The sequence below is a fragment of the Sphingobium sp. HDIP04 genome, from assembly GCF_000445085.1.
GTDB lineage: Bacteria > Pseudomonadota > Alphaproteobacteria > Sphingomonadales > Sphingomonadaceae > Sphingobium > Sphingobium indicum.
The window spans coordinates 17,927-35,571 of the sequence record NZ_ATDO01000128.1; the positions used below are offsets into that span (position 1 = coordinate 17,927).

16 protein-coding genes are annotated in these 17,645 nt (G+C 64.1%); 5 read left to right on the forward strand and 11 right to left on the reverse strand.

Translation table 11 applies throughout. The features are described 5' to 3' along the window. Window positions 1-20 precede the first annotated feature (20 nt). Window positions 21-1,400 carry a methyl-accepting chemotaxis protein gene (locus tag L286_RS44140; RefSeq protein WP_013039813.1) on the forward strand — a complete coding sequence of 460 codons (1,380 nt, stop codon included), beginning with the start codon at window positions 21-23 and terminating at the stop codon, window positions 1,398-1,400. 400 nt (window positions 1,401-1,800) lie between these two features. On the opposite strand, the gene L286_RS44145 is transcribed toward L286_RS44140, so the two are convergent. From L286_RS44145 to L286_RS44175, 8 genes are all read right to left on the reverse strand, one after another. Continuing rightward, window positions 1,801-2,829 carry a hypothetical protein gene (locus tag L286_RS44145; RefSeq protein ID WP_020818872.1) on the reverse strand — a complete coding sequence of 343 codons (1,029 nt, stop codon included), beginning with the start codon at window positions 2,827-2,829 and terminating at the stop codon, window positions 1,801-1,803. A 94-nt stretch (window positions 2,830-2,923) separates the two neighbouring features. After that, window positions 2,924-3,337 (reverse strand): GFA family protein, encoded by a 414-nt coding sequence (locus L286_RS44150; protein ID WP_025161101.1) that lies wholly within the window; start codon window positions 3,335-3,337, stop codon window positions 2,924-2,926. Between the two features lie 38 nt (window positions 3,338-3,375). Further along, window positions 3,376-4,221 carry an AAA family ATPase gene (locus tag L286_RS44155; protein ID WP_020818871.1) on the reverse strand — a complete coding sequence of 282 codons (846 nt, stop codon included), beginning with the start codon at window positions 4,219-4,221 and terminating at the stop codon, window positions 3,376-3,378. Between the two features lie 66 nt (window positions 4,222-4,287). After that, window positions 4,288-4,986: a DUF6975 family protein gene (locus L286_RS44160; protein WP_020818870.1), complete on the reverse strand. Its 699-nt coding sequence runs from the start codon at window positions 4,984-4,986 to the stop codon at window positions 4,288-4,290. Window positions 4,987-5,144: 158 nt separating this feature from the next. Further along, window positions 5,145-7,190: an RNA polymerase sigma factor RpoD gene (gene rpoD, locus L286_RS44165; RefSeq protein WP_013039816.1), complete on the reverse strand. Its 2,046-nt coding sequence runs from the start codon at window positions 7,188-7,190 to the stop codon at window positions 5,145-5,147. A 45-nt stretch (window positions 7,191-7,235) separates the two neighbouring features. Then, window positions 7,236-9,131: a DNA primase gene (gene dnaG, locus L286_RS44170; protein ID WP_020818869.1), complete on the reverse strand. Its 1,896-nt coding sequence runs from the start codon at window positions 9,129-9,131 to the stop codon at window positions 7,236-7,238. 2 nt (window positions 9,132-9,133) lie between these two features. Next, window positions 9,134-9,523 (reverse strand): GIY-YIG nuclease family protein, encoded by a 390-nt coding sequence (locus tag L286_RS48130; RefSeq protein WP_020818868.1) that lies wholly within the window; start codon window positions 9,521-9,523, stop codon window positions 9,134-9,136. Between the two features lie 194 nt (window positions 9,524-9,717). Then, on the reverse strand, window positions 9,718-10,170 hold the full coding sequence (locus tag L286_RS44175) for a GatB/YqeY domain-containing protein (protein WP_020818867.1): 453 nt from the start codon (window positions 10,168-10,170) through the stop codon (window positions 9,718-9,720). A 153-nt stretch (window positions 10,171-10,323) separates the two neighbouring features. On the opposite strand from L286_RS44175, the gene carA reads away from it, so the two are divergent. Then, a complete protein-coding gene (carA, locus tag L286_RS44180) occupies window positions 10,324-11,490 on the forward strand; it encodes a glutamine-hydrolyzing carbamoyl-phosphate synthase small subunit (protein WP_025161100.1) in 1,167 nt (388 codons plus the stop codon). Here carA and L286_RS48700 read toward each other — a convergent pair. Then, entirely contained in the window at window positions 11,479-11,991 is a 513-nt protein-coding gene (locus tag L286_RS48700) for a hypothetical protein (protein ID WP_152520582.1), read from the reverse strand. The genes carA and L286_RS48700 overlap by 12 nt on opposite strands. A gap of 47 nt (window positions 11,992-12,038) precedes the next feature. Here L286_RS48700 and carB point away from each other — a divergent pair, with 47 nt between their 5' ends. From carB to L286_RS44200, 3 genes are all read left to right on the forward strand, one after another. Continuing rightward, window positions 12,039-15,374: a carbamoyl-phosphate synthase large subunit gene (carB, locus tag L286_RS44190; RefSeq protein ID WP_020818865.1), complete on the forward strand. Its 3,336-nt coding sequence runs from the start codon at window positions 12,039-12,041 to the stop codon at window positions 15,372-15,374. Window positions 15,375-15,455: 81 nt separating this feature from the next. Next, window positions 15,456-15,932, forward strand: a complete 477-nt coding sequence (greA, locus tag L286_RS44195) for a transcription elongation factor GreA (protein ID WP_013039823.1) — start codon at window positions 15,456-15,458, stop codon at window positions 15,930-15,932. A 28-nt stretch (window positions 15,933-15,960) separates the two neighbouring features. Next, on the forward strand, window positions 15,961-16,599 hold the full coding sequence (locus L286_RS44200; protein ID WP_013039824.1) for a rhomboid family intramembrane serine protease: 639 nt from the start codon (window positions 15,961-15,963) through the stop codon (window positions 16,597-16,599). Between the two features lie 32 nt (window positions 16,600-16,631). Here L286_RS44200 and L286_RS44205 read toward each other — a convergent pair whose 3' ends face one another. Both L286_RS44205 and L286_RS44210 read right to left on the reverse strand, forming a co-directional pair. Next, window positions 16,632-16,853 carry a DUF4170 domain-containing protein gene (locus L286_RS44205; RefSeq protein ID WP_007683280.1) on the reverse strand — a complete coding sequence of 74 codons (222 nt, stop codon included), beginning with the start codon at window positions 16,851-16,853 and terminating at the stop codon, window positions 16,632-16,634. Between the two features lie 105 nt (window positions 16,854-16,958). After that, a complete protein-coding gene (locus L286_RS44210) occupies window positions 16,959-17,546 on the reverse strand; it encodes a DUF883 family protein (RefSeq protein WP_007683278.1) in 588 nt (195 codons plus the stop codon). Window positions 17,547-17,645 lie beyond the last annotated feature (99 nt).

Below are 17,645 nucleotides of genomic sequence, written 5' to 3' on the forward strand. Positions count from 1 at the left end.
GCGGAATAGGGCGGCGATCATTGGAAAATCTAGACTTGTTGACCGACCTGGGGGAACGATCGGGCGACATCGCATTGCAATGCAGCGAAACGGCCGGCTTCCTGGGCGAACTGACTCGCCGCATCCATGACGATTCGGCGCATCTGGTCGAATTGCAATCGACGATGCAGGCGCTGGCGGTCAGCCAGAATGAAAGCGTGCTGGCGGCGCAGGAACTCAGCCTCACCGCGCGCCGCGCGGGGCAGATCATCGCCCAGGGGCATGAGGCCATCGGCCGTTCCCTGGGCCAGGTGACGGAACTGATCGAGAATGTGACCGGCCTTGAAGGCCATCTGCGCCAGTTCCTGGACGTCATCGAGACGGTGGGCGACATTTCAGGGCAACTCGGCGCCATCGCCCGGCAGACGCGTCTTCTGGGCGTCAACGCAGCGATCGAGGCCGCCCGCGGCGGCGAAGCGACGCAGGGCTTTGCCGTGGTGGCGGATGAAATCAGGCGGCTGGCCGAGCAGGCGGGCGAGTCGGCGGCATCGGTGGGCGACAAGCTGGGTCTGCTCGACCGCGACGCCCGGCAACTGATCGGCGGGGTGGAGGCCAATATCCTGCGCGGCCGCGACGTCGGTTCGCATATCGACACGCTGCGCGTCAGCATGGCCGAAATCGCTTCGCTGGTGACGCAATTCGGGGAACGGTCCGACACGATCGTCACCTGCACGGACGAGGCCGACGGCGACGTGGCGGCGCTGCGCCAGGGACTTGCCCGTTTCAGCCAGTCGGCGACCGAAAGCGCGACCCGCGTCGAAACGGCGCGCGGCCATCTGGAGCGGCTGGAGGGCATGGCCAATGCCATGCTCAACACGGCGGCGCATAGCGGCCATGTCACGCGCAACAGCCGCTATATCGCCTTCGCCGAAGAGGGGGCGGAGGAGGTGCAGGCGCTGATCGAAGGGGCGCTGGCGCAGGGGGAATTGGACATGGCCGGCCTGTTCGATACCGCATACCGGCCGCTGCCCGGTTCCGAGCCGACGCAATATGAAAATGGCTTCACCGCCTTTGCCGACCGCTTCGTGCAGCCCCTGCTCGACCGGCGGACGGCGCAGGACAGCGCCATAGTGGGCTGTTGCCTGATCGACATGAACGGTTATCTGCCGACCCATATCAGCGCGCGCAGCCAGCCGCAGCGGCTCGGCCAGGCGCGCTGGAACATGGAACATGCGCGCAACCGGCAGATTTTCATGGACAGCCAGACCCGCCGCGCCCTGGACGGGGACGGGGACTTCTTCCTGTTCACCTACCGCCAGGATCTGGGCGAGGGACGTTACCGGGCGCTGCGCAGCGTGTTCGTGCCGCTGATGTTCGGCGGGCGGCGCTGGGGGCTTTATGAGGTCGGCTATCTGATCTGAGTTGCGGGGCGGTTTGTCCCGATTTCATGGGCAGGCGATTTCGTCCAAGGCATTGCCTGGAAAGCCGTGTCGCGCCGAAACAAGTTAGGCATGACGGATGTTTCCGCGATTTCTCCGGCGGCGTGGACAAATTCAACATTGGCCGGACTGAATGATTTTGGGTGGAAAGCGGACCTATCCTATTCCTCCCCATCGATAGATGGGGAGGGGGACCAGCCGCAGGCTGGTGGAGGGGAATGGGGCACGATCTGCGTATTTCCCCTCCACCACCGCTTTCAGCGGCGGTCCCCCTCCCCACGCTGCGCGTAGGGAGGATTTTAGGTCCGCAACTGGCCATATCACGACATTTTCGAATTTGCCTGCGCCGCCTAAACCGGCAATCGGCTTCCATCGCTCGGAACTAACGCAGCTTCGCGTCCGCAGTTCGCACCGTCATCTGGCCGTTGGCGGTGTAAGCCGCCGTCGCCCCCGCCTGCGCGGTCTGCGGATCCTTTCCGTCCAGTATCTGGGCCATCTGCCGCGCGCTGGGCACCTTGTCATAGACGCCGTAGAGATCGGTTTGCCCCACCGAATGGATCGAAAGCCGGTAGCCGCGGCCTGCTTCGGCCGGGTCGAACGCCATCACCGTGCCCGCATCGTCCACCGGCACGATGATCGCGCCGTCGGCGATGCCGGCCTGCTGGAGGATGTCGAGGCTGCCGTCGGCGGTATCGACCTTCCCCCGGATGCAGAGGGCCTCTTGCCCTTCGCGCGGCAGGGCGACGTCGACGGGGGCGGCGGCGGATCGTTGAGTCAGCCGGGCTTCGCCGGCGTCGGCGGCGGGGCAGGCGGTCAGCCTTGCGGGCTTGGTCGCATGGATGGAGGAGGAGTCGTCGAAGCTGAGTCCGGCCAGCATCCCGTCCAGCCCGGCGAGCACTTCCTTCCGCCGTTCCGTCGGCCCGGTGACGCGCAGCTTCACCAGCCATCGCCCGACGTGCAGGAAAGCCGCGGCGGTGGTGAGCGCGCCGTCGGCGGCATCGTCATAGACGGCGCGGATGGCGCCATCGGCATGACCCGCCACGGCGACGCTGGCATAGGCGGTGCGCCGCGTCCTGGCGCCGAAGCGCTCCGTCACGGCCTTGTCCGTCATATAGGCGGCCAGCGAGGCGTCGGCATAGCTCGGCAGATAGACATAGAGCGTCGCCTGGATCGCGCCGTCGTCCGACAGATATTGCGCGTAATTGTCGATCCCCTTGCCGCCGTGGGAAACCTCCCCGCTCTTGGACAGCGACAGGCCGGCGACGCTTTGCGGCATGCCGATCCCGGCCGCGTCGGCGCGCAGGTCGGTAATGGTGGTGGTCCAGGCTTCCCGTTCCTCGGCCGCGCGCGCGAATGCGGGCGCTGACAAAGCCAGCACCGCCGATAAAAGGGACAACGCACGCTTGGGCATTGGCATCCTTCCCTAAATTCATGGCCGTCTTTTCGCGGCTTTGAATGTCAGAAGGGAAGTTGAGCCGAAATGCACCGGCGGCGCAAGCGGCCTTTCAGGCTATGGGAGGGATTTGTGCCGGATAATGGGGCAGATCAGGGTCCAGATGCGCCCAATCGGGCGCTGCGTCGGTCCAGATGACCGCCTGAGGGGCCAGAAGATCGGGATCGTCCAGCGCTCCCGCCCGGATGAAGCTCAGGTGCGGGCGCGATTCGGCCAGGCTGAAGAGCGGCGTGCCGCATTCGGGGCAGAAGCCGCGCCGCATCGCCGTGCCGCTGTCCGCGATGCTGTGATGCCAGCGCACCTCGCCCGTGACCGTCAGCTTGTCGGACGGGAAGCAGACGTTCACGGTCCCCGATCCGCCCCCCAGATATTGGCAGAGCCGGCACCAGCACATGCGCGCCGCCAGAGGTTCCGCGTCGATGGCTATCCGCACCCTTCCGCACAGGCATCCGGCTTGATGAGGCATGGTTCGGGCCTTTCCGATGGGCGGGAGGGGAGCGGCCCCTACCGTCCCTGCCGCCTGGCCATGAAGGCCAGCCGTTCGAACATCATGATGTCCTGCTCATTCTTGAGCAGGGCGCCGTGCAGCGGCGGGATCGCCTTGGTGGGATCGCGATCCTGCAACACCTCGAGCGGCATGTCCTCCGCCAGGATCAGCTTCAGCCAGTCGAGCAGTTCGCTGGTCGAGGGCTTCTTCTTGAGGCCGGGAACTTCGCGGATTTCGTAGAAGATCTCCAGCGCGCGGTTGACCAATATCTTCTGGATGCCGGGGAAATGCACGTCGATGATGGCCTGCATCGTCTCCCGGTCGGGGAATTTGATATAGTGGAAGAAACAGCGGCGCAGAAAGGCGTCGGGCAGTTCCTTCTCATTGTTGGAGGTGATGACGACCACCGGCCGTTCCTTCGCCGCCACGGTCTCTCCCGTTTCATAGACGTGGAAGGCCATGCGGTCGAGTTCCTGCAACAGGTCGTTGGGGAATTCGATGTCGGCCTTGTCGATCTCGTCGATTAGCAGCACCGGAAGGGTGGGGGATGTGAACGCCTCCCACAGCTTGCCCTTGCGGATATAATTGCCGATGTCGTGAACGCGCTGGTCGCCAAGCTGGCCGTCGCGCAGCCGGGCGACGGCGTCATATTCATAAAGGCCCTGATGCGCCTTGGTCGTCGACTTGACATTCCATTCGATCAGCGGCGCGTCGAGGGCCTTGGCGATTTCCTGCGCCAGAACGGTCTTGCCGGTGCCCGGCTCCCCCTTCACCAGCAGGGGGCGGCGAAGCAGCACCGCAGCGTTGACCGCGACCTTCAGATCGTCGGTGGCGACATAATCCTGCGTGCCTTCGAACCGCATATTCCTGTTTCTCATCCTGCCTGCGTCGCGCCAACTATGGCAAAGCAGGGGATGAGCGCAAAGCCTTTATGCGCGGTTCAGCGTCTGATCCTTGCCGGCGCGGATCCCGGCGCGGGCCTGAAGCACGTCCCACAGCCCGCGATGCTGGTTGAGCAACTGGCGCGTTCCGAACAGGATGGCGCGGTCGATGGCGTCGTCGCCGCCGATCTGCCTGGCGACCTCCAGCGTCGCGGCGCGATCCGGAAGGTCGCAGAGATGGGGTTCCAGCCCGACGCGAATCGCGGCGATGTCCAGCACGTGCCGCACCGCCCGCCAGTCGAGCACCAGCGCGATGGCTGCCCCCATGGCGCAGCCGCGCCGGTCCGACTGGGCCAGCATGTCGAGCGCGTGGCGCTGCTGGCTGACGACGGTTTCGCAATCGCTCTGCCCTGCGGTGCTGGGAGCGGGGCCGACGGCGACCGTCACCTGGGTCAGATAGGCCCGTTCCCGCGCGAAGGCGTCGGCCGCCTGGACCAGCCAGGCCCGCGCCGCATTGTCGGCAGAGCGCGTGGCGGCATGGTCGATCACGCCGGGATGACGGCCATGGAGCAGGCAGAGATAATAGGCCGCGTCCGCCAGGTCGGGCAGCGACAGCGCGGCATTCGGCCCGAAACTCGCCCGCGCGCCGCTGGCATAGCCATGGCCGGCGGTGCCGTCGGCGGCGACCACGGCGTCCAGAATCTGCGATACATCGCCAAATTGATAGCGCGGTGCTGCTTCGCTCATCATCTTCCCCTGCACGCGCCGGACAACCAGCGGAGCCACATTCCGCGACCGTAGAGAGTCGAGGTAAAAGAGGAGTTTACGCCAGTAAAAAAGGGCGGCCAAAAGCCGCCCTTTCGGATCATTCCGCCGTATCCCGGCCTCGGCCTGCCGATACGCCCTTATTGGTCGAGGAAGCTGCGCATCTTGCGGCTGCGGCTGGGGTGCTTCAGCTTGCGCAGCGCCTTCGCCTCGATCTGGCGGATGCGTTCGCGGGTCACGCTGAACTGCTGGCCCACTTCCTCCAGCGTATGGTCTGTGTTCATGCCGATGCCGAAGCGCATGCGCAGCACGCGCTCCTCGCGGGGCGTCAGCGACGCGAGGACGCGGGTCACGGTTTCCTTGAGGTTCGCCTGGATCGCGGCATCCACGGGGATGATCGCATTCTTGTCCTCGATGAAGTCGCCCAGGTGCGAATCCTCCTCGTCGCCGATCGGCGTTTCCAGGGAGATCGGTTCCTTGGCGATCTTCATCACCTTGCGCACCTTCTCCAGCGGCATGGACAGGCGCTCGGCCATCTCCTCCGGAGTCGGTTCGCGACCCTGTTCGTGCAGGAACTGGCGGGACGTGCGGACCAGCTTGTTGATCGTCTCGATCATGTGGACCGGGATGCGGATGGTCCGCGCCTGGTCCGCGATGGATCGGGTGATCGCCTGCCTGATCCACCAGGTGGCGTAGGTGCTGAACTTGTAGCCGCGCCGATATTCGAACTTATCGACCGCCTTCATCAGGCCGATATTGCCTTCCTGAATAAGATCAAGGAATTGCAGGCCGCGGTTCGTATATTTTTTAGCGATGGAGATGACGAGGCGCAGGTTCGCCTCGACCATTTCCTTCTTCGCGATGCGCGCCTCGCGCTCGCCCTTCTGCACCATGTTGACGATGCGGCGGAATTCGGAAAGCGACATGCCTGTCGCCTGCGCGATCTCGCTCACCTCGACGCGGATGCGCTCCACGGCGCGTCCCTCGGCAGCGGCGAAGGCCGCCCACTTCTTGTCCAAGCCCGACACCTTGTCGAGCCAGCCATCGTCCAGCTCATGGTTCACATAGCGGTCGAGGAAATCCTTGCGGCTGACCTTGTGCCGCTCGGCCAGGCGCAGCATCTGCCCGCCCAGCGCGGTCAGGCGCCGGTTATAGGCATAGAGCTGGTCGACCAGATATTCGATCTTCTGCTGGTGGAACTGGACGCTTTCGACCTCGGCGGTGAGCTGCTCGCGCAGTTCCTGATAGTCGTCCTCCGCCTTCTGGCTCAGCGTCTCGCCATTGGCCATGGCGGCCATGCGCGATTCCTGCGCCTTGGAGAAGGTGCGGAAAATCTCCGTGATGGTCGCGAATTTCTCCAGCGCCATCGGTTTCAGCGTCTCTTCCATCTGGGCGAGGGAAAGGGTGTTGTCCTCCTCTTCCTCCTCTTCCATCCGGCGGGCGCGCCGCTCGGTCAGGCCGTCCTCATCCTCGTCGGTATCGGCGGATTCCTCCTCCGGCTCCTCCTCTTCCTTGAAGCTGGGGCCGGCGGTCTTCTCGCTGATCTCGCCATCGTCGTCCTCGGCGCCCTCCTCCAGATTTTCCGGGGCCGGATCCTTGGACAGCATCGCGTCGAGATCGAGGATCTCGCGCAACTGCATCTCGCCATTGTTGAGGGCGGTCGACCATTCGATGATCGCGTTGAAGGTGGTCGGGCTTTCGCACAGCCCCAGGATCATCGTGTCCCGGCCCGCCTCGATCCGCTTGGCGATGGCGATCTCGCCCTCGCGGCTGAGCAGTTCCACCGCCCCCATTTCGCGCAGGTACATGCGCACGGGGTCGTCCGTCCGGTCGACCGTTTCCTTCTTCTTCTCGGTGACGGGACGCGGCGAGCCGTCATCATCGGCGCTGTCGTCCGCGCTGTCGTCGTCGCCGTCGTCGCGCTGGTCGTCGCCGTCCTCGCCGGCTTCCTCATTCTCGACGATGTTGACGCCCATTTCGTTGAGCGCGGACATGATGTCCTCGATCTGTTCGGAGGACATCTGGTCCTGCGGCAGCGCGTCGTTCAACTCGTCATAGGTGATGTAGCCGCGCTTCTTCGCGCGGGCGATCAGCTTCTTGACCGACGCCTCGTTCAGATCCAGCAGCGGCGCATCGCCGGTATCCTGATCTTCGCCCGCACCCTTGCCGTTCGCCTTGCTCGCCATTTATTCGCCTTAATTCCGCCGCCCCCGTGAAAGGGACGATCCATATCATATAATATCTTCGGACTGCGCCAGTTCCGCCAGGCGGCGATCATGATCCAGCTTCAACCGGCGGACCCTTTGCTGTTCGGCAAAGCTGTCCTCGTTGAGGTCGTCTGTCGCCCGCCGTGTGGCCTCCGCCAACGCCGCCTCCAGCTCCGGTCCCTGCGCCATCACCCGAATCGCCTCGTCCAGATCGCGCCGCACGCGATCCGAGTCGGCCTTGCTTCTGTGGGGGGTGAATGTGAACGTGTCGGCCCGGAGCATCCCCTTTGCCATATTATACACTTCACCTTGCCCCAATATGGTAAGGAGGCCATCGGTTTCAACTGTTTCTTTGCCGAACGACGCGGCGATCATCGCGTTCAGCAATTCCGCCAGCACGGGGTCGGCGATGCGAAGCCCCGCAAGCATCTCGCGATGCAGCGCAATCTGTTCGGGATGCCGCAACAGGCTGGCCAGCACGGCGCGCAGCAGGCGTTGCTCCATGCCGCTGGCGCCGATCGCCCGCGCCTCGCTTCCGGCGGGGGGAAGGGGGGGCTTCCAATTGCCCCGCCGGTCGCGCTGCCAGCCGGAGCGGGCGCCGCTCCCGCCGCGCTGATGACGGGGCTGGAATGCCGCCCGCGCAAAGAACAGCGCGTCATAGCGTTCCCGAAAGGCGTGGACATAATGCGCCCGCACGTCGGGATGGGCGATGGCGTCGGTGATCGCGGAAAGGCGCTGCTTGAGCGCGGCGCGCTGTTCCGGCGTGTCCAGCGGAGCGGCGGCCCGTTCATATTTCCATAGCCGCTCGACCAGCGGTTCGGCCGCGCCCAGCACCGTTTCCATGGCGGCAGGCCCTTCGGCGCGGATCAGGTCGTCCGGGTCTTTGCCTGCCGGCAGCGTCGCGAAGGCCAGGCTCATCCCCGGCCGCAGCAGCGGCAAGGCGCGCGTCGCCGCCCGGATCGCCGCCTTCTGCCCCGCCGAATCGCCGTCGAAGCAGAGGATCGGCACATCGGCCATCTTCCAGAGCCGCTCTATCTGATGTTCGGTCAGCGCGGTGCCCAATGGCGCCACCGCTTCCTCAAATCCGGCCTGGGCGAGGGCGATCACGTCCATATAGCCCTCCACGACGATGATCCGTTCCGTCTGGCGGCTGGCGGGGGATGCCCGGTCGATATTGTAGAGCGTCCGCCCCTTGTCGAAGAGGGGCGTGTCGGGGGAGTTCAGATATTTGGGCTCGCCCGCGCCCAATATGCGCCCGCCAAAGGCGATCTCCCGGCCGCGAATGTCCCGGATCGGCAGCATCAGCCGGCCGCGGAAACGGTCATAGCTGTCGCGTTTCCTGCCCCCGTCCGGCTCCGCGCCATCGGGATCGATCAGCAATCCCGCCTCGATCAGCAGAGGCTCGCCGAAATCCTTGAGCGCCGCCTTCAGCCGCCCGCGCCCGTCAGGGGAAAATCCGAACCCGAAGGCCTTGGCGGTCGCCGCGCTTATCCCCCGCTTCTGGAGATAGGCCCGCGCCTCCCCACCCTCTATCCCGCCAAGCTGCTCCTCGAAAAAGCCCTGCGCCGCGGCCATGACGTCGTGCAGCCCCTTGGCCTGCTCCGCCCGCTTGGCGGCGCGGGGATCGGGCGCGGGAACCTCCATGCCCGCCGCCTGCGCCAGTTCCTTCACCGCCTCCATGAAGGGCAGGCCGCGCTGATCGGTCATCCAGCGGATCGCGTCGCCATGCGCCCCGCAGCCGAAACAGTGGTAGAAGCCCTTTTCGTCGTTGATGGTGAAGCTGGGCGTCTTTTCGTTATGGAAAGGGCAACAGGCCTTATATTCGCGCCCCGCCTTCTGCACCTTCACCGTCCGCCCGATCAGGGTGGACAGCGAGGTGCGGGCGCGCAGTTCATCCAGGAAGGCGGGGGATAGGCTCATGCTTAGCTGGCATCCTCGCCCCTGAATTCATCTCCCCCACACCCGTTCGTTTCGAGCCCTTCGACTGCCTGCGAAGGCAGGCGCTCAGGACAGGCCGAGGTCGAGAAACGCTCACGCGGCGGCCGGGCGAAATGAGACACTGAAGACCAATTCCCCGCTATCATTGCTTCCTTCTTGGCGCGCGACCAGCCGCCAACGATCCGCTCCGCCTCCAAGGCTTCGATCCGCGAAGAAAAAGCCTCGCTCCAAACGAGCGTCACCGGCAAACGCCTACGCGTAAACTGGCTTCCTTGCCCTGACTGATGCTGTCCTATCCGATGCTCCAGATCGTCGGTATGCCCTGTATAATAGCGCCCGTCCGAGCATCGCAGCATGTAAGTCCAGAACGCCATGATTTGATTATGCCGGAACAAGCGCCGATGTCGAGCCGCACATACCCCCACCGTTCGTTTCGCCCCCCTCCGTTCGTTTCGAGCGTAGTCGAGAAACGATATGTGTCCGCTTTCCGTTTCTCGACTACGCTCGAAACGAACGGGGGTCGGAATAAGGGAGGCGGTCAAAAATGCCGCGCTCCCGCCAAACCCCTTTAAGAAAGTGCCGCCTTCACCAACCCGCTGGCCTTGCTCATATCGATCACCGACCCGTGCCGTTCCTTCAGCACGGCCATGACCTTGCCCATATCCTTGACGCTCGCGGCGCCTACCTCTGCCTTGATCCCCTCGATGGCGGCCTTGGTCTCATCCTCGCTGAGCTGCTGCGGCAGGAAGCTGTCGATCACGTCCAGCTCCGCCTGCTCCTTCGCCGCCAGCTCGTCGCGCCCGCCATTCCTGAACATCTCGATGGATTCGCGCCGCTGCTTCGCCATCTTCTGCAACACCTCGACCACGATCACATCGTCATCCGGCACGTTCGAGGCGGTGCGCAACTCGATATCCCGGTCCTTCAGCTTCGCCAGGATCAGGCGCACGGCGGCCAGCCGATCCTTCTCCCCGGCCTTCATGGCGGCGACCTGGGCGCTCTTAATCTCGTCGCGAATCATGCGAATGAATCCTGTCTCTTCCGGAAAGGTCCAGATATAACGCCAAAAGAGATTTTTAACAGGAGTTGACCCGGCGGCCTCACCCGCATAGGTGACCGGCCGTTTAACCCGCTTCAGACGGGTTCCCGCAAAAGCATAAAGGACGATATGACCATGGCGAACGCCAAGACCCTCATTGTGCCCAAAGGAGCGACAGGGGTATTGGTTTTCGCCGATGGCTCGGCGGTGTTCGGCCGCGGTTTCGGCGCTGTCGGCGATGCGGTGGGCGAGCTTTGCTTCAACACGGCGATGACCGGCTATCAGGAAGTGATGACCGACCCCAGCTATGCGGGCCAGATCGTCACCTTCACCTTCCCGCATATCGGCAATGTCGGCACCAACCTGGACGATGTGGAGGCCGACCTGCCCCACGCGCTGGGCTGCGTCGTGCGGCAGGACGTCACTGAACCCAGCAATTTCCGCAATGTCGAACCCTTCGACCAGTGGATGAAGGAAAATGGCCGCATCGGCCTTTCCGGGGTCGACACCCGCGCCCTGACCCGCATGATCCGCCTGAAGGGCGCGCCCAATGTCGTGATCGCGCACGATCCGCAGGGGCGGTTCGACATCGAAGCGCTCGCCAACAAGGCCGCCGCCTGGCCGGGTCTGGAGGGTATGGACCTCGCCATCGAAGTCTCCGCCAAGGAAAGCCGCCTGTGGAAAGACGGCGTGTGGAAGCTGGGCTTCGGCTACGGCCTCGATGAAGCCGGTGAAGAGCGCCCCCATGTCGTCGCCATCGATTATGGCGCGAAGAACAACATCTTCCGCAACCTCGTAAAGGCCGGCGCCCGCGTCACCGTCCTGCCCGCCACCGCCAGCTTCGAACAGGTGATGGAGCAGAATCCCGACGGCGTCTTCCTCTCCAACGGCCCCGGCGATCCGGCCGCAACCGGCGAATATGCCGTGCCGGTGATCCGGAAGGTGCTGGAAGCCGGCAAGCCTATCTTCGGCATCTGCCTCGGCCACCAGATGCTGGCGCTGGCGGCGGGCGCGAAGACGATCAAGATGCACCAGGGCCATCGCGGCGCCAACCACCCGGTCAAGCGCCTGTCCGACGGCCTGGTCGAGATCACCTCGATGAACCACGGCTTCGCGGTGGACGCCGACACGCTGCCCGCCAATGTGAAGCCGACCCATGTGTCGCTCTTCGACGGCAGCAATTGCGGCATCGAACTGACGGATAAAAGGGCCTTCTCGGTCCAGTACCACCCCGAAGCCTCGCCCGGCCCGCAGGACAGCTTCTACCTGTTCCAGCGGTTTGTGGAGGGTTTAAGATCGTGACCACGGGTCCGGAAAATGTGGGACGGCTTCCTGATAGGCTCGTAGGATGTGGCGACCCGCATACAATTTCAGTCCGCCCCACATTATCGCGATATCGTCATGATAGTCGCTACCTATGGTAACATCGTTGATCTTGAATGCATTGGGGCAATACCCCACCATCACGTTGAAGGTAAACTTATTTTGTTCGAAGATGTGATTTCCACTGGAGATATGGCAAGCAGCATTGCGGCAATCATTGATCAAATCGGTGACGTCGCGCTCTTTGCCATTCACAGGTGAAATATCATCCTTGAAAGATATCCGATTTCCTCTGTTGGCTGATTTTTGTAGCAAGTCGCTTAATTCAATTAGGATTTGTGTAATGCAAGGACGAAAGAATGGGCTTTGGCTACCTTCTGAACTTAGAATGCCGGTTCCTATGATTTCTTTTATGCTTCTAATTGAACTGTAAGCATCCATGTCAGCATAATCAGCTGGGTTTGAGCCAGGTTTTTTCACGCGGTCCCCCTAGTGGGTGGAATGATTTGTAGGACATAGACGAAATAATGCCCAAACGCACCGACATCTCCTCCATCCTCATCATCGGCGCGGGCCCGATCATCATCGGTCAGGCTTGCGAGTTCGACTATTCGGGCACGCAGGCGGTGAAGGCGCTCAAGGAAGAGGGCTATCGCATCATCCTGGTGAATTCCAACCCGGCCACCATCATGACCGACCCGGAATTTGCCGACGCCACCTATGTCGAGCCGATCACGCCCGAAATCGTGGCGAAGATCATCGAGAAGGAACGCCCCGACGCGGTGCTGCCGACCATGGGCGGCCAGACCGCGCTCAACACGGCGCTGGCGCTCTTCAATGACGGCACGCTGGACAAGTTCGGCGTCAAGATGATCGGCGCCGACGCGGCCGCCATCGACAAGGCCGAGGACCGCCTGAAATTCCGCGACGCGATGGACAAGATCGGCCTGGAATCCGCCCGCTCGCGCATCGCCCACACGATGGAAGAGGCGCTGGAGGCCCTGGAATTCACTGGGCTTCCCTCCATCATCCGCCCCAGCTTCACGCTCGGCGGCACCGGCGGCGGCGTCGCCTACAACAAGGAAGAGTTCAAGCGGATCGTCGCCGAAGGCCTCGACGCCTCGCCAACCACCGAAGTGCTGATCGAAGAGTCGCTCCTCGGCTGGAAGGAATATGAGATGGAGGTCGTCCGGGACCGGAACGACAATGCCATCATCATCTGCTCGATCGAAAATGTCGACCCGATGGGCGTCCATACCGGCGATTCCATCACCGTCGCGCCCGCGCTGACGCTGACCGACAAGGAATATCAAATCATGCGCAACGCGAGCATCGCGGTGCTGCGTGAAATCGGCGTGGAAACAGGCGGTTCGAACGTACAGTTCGCAGTCAATCCGAAGGATGGCCGCCTGATCGTCATCGAGATGAACCCCCGCGTCTCCCGTTCTTCGGCGCTGGCGTCGAAGGCGACCGGCTTCCCCATCGCCAAGGTCGCGGCGAAGCTGGCCGTCGGCTATACGCTGGACGAGATCGAGAACGACATCACCGGCGCGACCCCGGCCAGCTTCGAGCCGACCATCGACTATGTCGTGACCAAGATTCCGCGCTTCGCCTTCGAAAAGTTCAAGGGGTCCGAGCCGCTGCTCGGCACCGCGATGAAGTCGGTGGGCGAGGTGATGGCCATCGGCCGCAACATCCATGAATCGATGCAGAAGGCGCTGCGCGGCCTGGAAACCGGCCTTTCCGGCTTCAACAATGTCGATCATCTGGAGGGCGCGCCCAAGGACGACATCGTCGCCGCCCTGGCCCAGCCGACCCCGGACCGCCTGCTGGTAGCCGCGCAGGCCCTGCGCGAGGGGCTGACCGTCGCGGAAATCCACGCCATCGCCAAGTTCGATCCCTGGTTCCTGGAGCGGATCAAGGAAATCATCGATGCGGAGGCCGAAATCCTCAGCAACGGCCTGCCGCAGGACGCGGACGGCATGCGCCGCCTGAAATCCATGGGCTTCTCCGACAAGCGCCTCGCTTATCTGGCGCTCAAGTCCGCCAATCTGCGCGGCATGGAGCGGGGCATCGCGCGCGGTTCGGGCCTGATCCACGAAGCGGTCAAGGCCATGACCGGCGGCGTCACCGAGGATGAGGTTCGCGCCCTGCGCCACCGGCTGGGCGTGCGTCCGGTCTTCAAGCGCATCGACACCTGCGCCGCCGAGTTCGAGGCGAAGACGCCCTATATGTATTCGACCTACGAAGCTCCGATCTTCGGCGAGGCGGAAAATGAGGCGCAGCCCAGCGACCGGAAGAAGGTGGTGATCCTGGGCGGCGGTCCCAACCGGATCGGGCAGGGGATCGAGTTCGACTATTGCTGCGTCCACGCCTGCTTCGCGCTCAGCGAGGCCGGTTACGAGACGATCATGGTCAACTGCAACCCCGAAACGGTGTCGACCGACTACGACACCTCGGATCGCCTCTATTTCGAACCCCTGACCGCCGAAGACGTGTTGGAAATCCTCAGCGTCGAAATGTCGAACGGCACGCTGGCCGGCGTCATCGTCCAGTTCGGCGGCCAGACGCCGCTCAAGCTGGCGCAGGCGCTGGAGGATGCGGGCGTGCCGATCCTGGGCACCAGCCCCGACGCCATCGACCTTGCCGAAGATCGCGAGCGGTTCGCCGCCCTCATCGACAAGCTCAAGCTCAAGCAGCCGGCCAACGGCATCGCCCGCAGCCGCGAGGAGGCCATCGCCGTCGCCAACCGCATCGGCTATCCGGTCCTCATGCGCCCCTCCTATGTCCTTGGCGGCCGCGCCATGGAGATTGTCGACGGCCAGGCGCAACTGGAGGAATATATCGCCACCGCCGTTCAGGTGTCGGGCGACTCTCCGGTCCTGATCGACCAATATCTGCGCGACGCGGTGGAGGTGGATGTGGACGCGCTCTGCGACGGCGACGACGTGGTGGTCGCCGGCGTGCTCCAACATATCGAGGAGGCGGGCGTCCATTCCGGCGACTCCGCCTGCTCGCTGCCGCCCTACAGCCTGTCGGACGGCATTATCGCGGAGATCGAGCGTCAGGCCGACGTCCTGGCCCGCGCCCTGTCGGTCCGCGGCCTGATGAACATCCAGTTCGCGGTCAAGGATGGCGTCGTTTACCTGATCGAGGTCAATCCCCGCGCCAGCCGGACGGTGCCCTTCGTCGCCAAGGCCATCGGCACCCCCATCGCCAAGATCGCAAGCCGCGTGATGGCGGGCGAGAAGCTGAAAGACCTGCCGAGGATAGACCGGAACGCCATCGGTCATATCGCGGTCAAGGAAGCCGTCTTCCCTTTCGCTCGCTTCCCCGGCGTCGATCCGGTCCTCTCGCCGGAAATGAAGAGCACCGGCGAAGTCATGGGCATCGACAGCGATTTCGCCACCGCCTTCGCCAAGGCGCAGCTGGGCGCGGGGACCATCCTGCCCAAGGGCGGCACGGTGTTCGTGTCGGTCAAGGACAGCGACAAGCCGGTGATCCTGCCCGCGGTGCAGAAGATGGCGGCGCTGGGCTTCACCATCATCGCCACGGGCGGCACGGCCCGCTATCTGGGGGAGCAGGGCATCGCCGTCCAGCCGGTCAACAAGGTGGCCGAAGGGCGCCCCCATATCGTCGACAGGATCACCGACGGCGACGTCGACCTGATCTTCAACACGACGGAAGGGTGGCAGTCGCTCAAGGACAGCAAGGCGATCCGCACCAGCGCGCTGCGCGCCAAGGTCGCCAGCTTCACCACCGCGGCGGCCAGCGTCGCGGCGGCGAACGCCATCGAGGCGCTTCGGGGGCATGCCCTTGAAGTGCGTTCGCTCCAGTCCTATTATCCTGTGTCGCAAGCCTGATCCCCTGCACAAGGAAGCATGCTGCGGGCGGCCCCAGGGTGGGGGCCGCCAAAGGGAAGTTTTGACGAAGGATTTGCAAGAATGGCGACCGTCGAGAAGATGCCGATGCTGCAGATGGGCTATGACAAGCTCAACGAGCAGCTCCGCGAATTGAAGGCCGAGCGGCCGTTGATCGTGGACGCCATCGAAGAAGCCCGCGCGCACGGCGACCTGTCGGAAAATGCCGAATATCACGCCGCCAAGGAGCGTCAGGGCCAGGTCGAAGCCACCATTGCCGATCTGGAAGACAAGCTGTCACGCGCCCAGATCATCGATCCCAGGACGCTTTCGGGCGACAAGGTCGTGTTCGGCGCCACCGTCACCCTGCTCGACGAGGACGACAAGCCGGTGAAATACCAGATCGTCGGCCAGGCCGAGGCGGACGCCAAGGTCGGCATGATCAGCTATAACAGCCCGTTGGGCCGCGCGCTGATCGGCCGCCAGATCGGCGAGGAAGTCGAAGTGTCGGTGCCGTCGGGCGACAAATTCTACCTGGTCGACAAGATCGATTTCATCTGATCCATCCGTGAAACTGCCTGCCGGCCGCATGACGAACGGGATCGCGGCGATAACCTTCGCCGCGTTTCTCCTGCTCTATCTGACGGGGCAGGTCGACAATGCCGCCATCATCGCCGGGTTCATCCCGGCGCGGGTGGAGGATGGCGCGCTGCTGGCCGGCATGGCGGCGGTGCCGGTCTGGCTGACGCCGATCAGTTGCACGCTCGTCCACGCCAACTGGCTGCATATCGGCTTCAACCTGTTCATGTTCGTCTTTTGCGGGCGGCAGGTGGAGCATGTGCTGGACAAGGGCGGGACGCTGCTGCTCTACATCGCGGGAGCCTATGGCGCGACGGCGCTGCAATGGGCGATCGATCCGCACTCCACCAGTCCGATGGTGGGCGCCAGCGGCGCCATATCGGCGATCATCGCCACCTATGCGCTGCTTTACAGCCAGCAGAAGGTCCGGCGCGTGGGGCCGGTGTCGGCCAATCTGGTCCGCCTGCTCTGGCTGGCGGCGAGCTGGATCGCGCTCCAGCTGATGATCGGTTTCGCCACGGCCCAGGGTCTGGGCGACATTGGCCGGATCGCGATCGCCGCGCATATCGGCGGCTTTCTGGTGGGGCTGGTGCTGACGCGGCCGCTGCTGCGCTGGCGTTTCCGCAAGCGTCCCCAGCCCTTTTCCTGAAGGTCTGTCAGCAGCGCCCGCTTTCCCGGTCCTCAGCCGCTGGGCAGGTCGGGTTCCAGCAGCCGGTGCAGGTGCACGATCACATAGCGCATCTCCGCATCGTCGACCGTCCGCTGCGCCGCGCCGCGCCAGGCATTTTCGGCGGCGGCATAATCGGGATAGACCCCGACCAGTTCGATCGAGTTCAGATCTTCGAAATCCAGCGTCTGGGGATTTTTGACGCGACCGCCCATTACAAGGTGCAGCTTGCTCATGGTATCTTATGTTCTCCCGTTCGGTGAACCCATACCCTAGCAGGCCGCCCGCACCCGTCCAAGGGGGCAGGCGGTCGGACCGGCATGCTTTTGGCGGCGGCGCGATCAGCTTTTCGGCAACCGCGCCTTTACCGCTTCGCTGAGGGCATCGACCTTGGCGGCCACCAGCGCCGCGACGTCGTCGGCAAGGCGCGACGCCTTCGCGCCCAGATCGGCCGACGCCACGGTGTCGCGGGCCGATGCCGCCGCTTCCTTCGTTCCCTCGGCCGCATTGTGCAGCGCTTCACCGGCGTTGGCGCGCAGGCTTTCCGCATTTTCCGCCGCCACGGCCTTGGCGGCCAGCGCCGCTTCCAGCACCCTGGTGCCCGCGCTCGTGGCAAGGGCGGGCAGGGCCTTCATCGCGGCGCGGCTCCTGGGGAACATCCAGGCGATGACGGCCCCGGCCGCCACGGCGCCCGCAACGGCGGCGATGGGATGTTCCTGGACGATCTCATTGGCGCGGGCCGCGATCCGCTGCGACCTGTCCCGCGCATCCGCATAGGCGTCGCCGGCCTTTTCGCGGCCGGTCTGGATAAGGTCGCCGGCGCTTTCCCGCGCACGATCCGCCGTGCCGCGGAACTTGCCGGACGCGGTCCCGGCAATGTCGTTCGCCGCCTCGCGGGCGCGGGTGAGTTGAGTGCGGATGTCAGCCATCGTCAGTCTCCGAAATCTCTTCTGTGCGGTTGCTTATCCGAACGTATATCCGCCGGAAAAGTGCCCCCAGCGGACGGCGCAGCAAATAGAAGGCGAGCG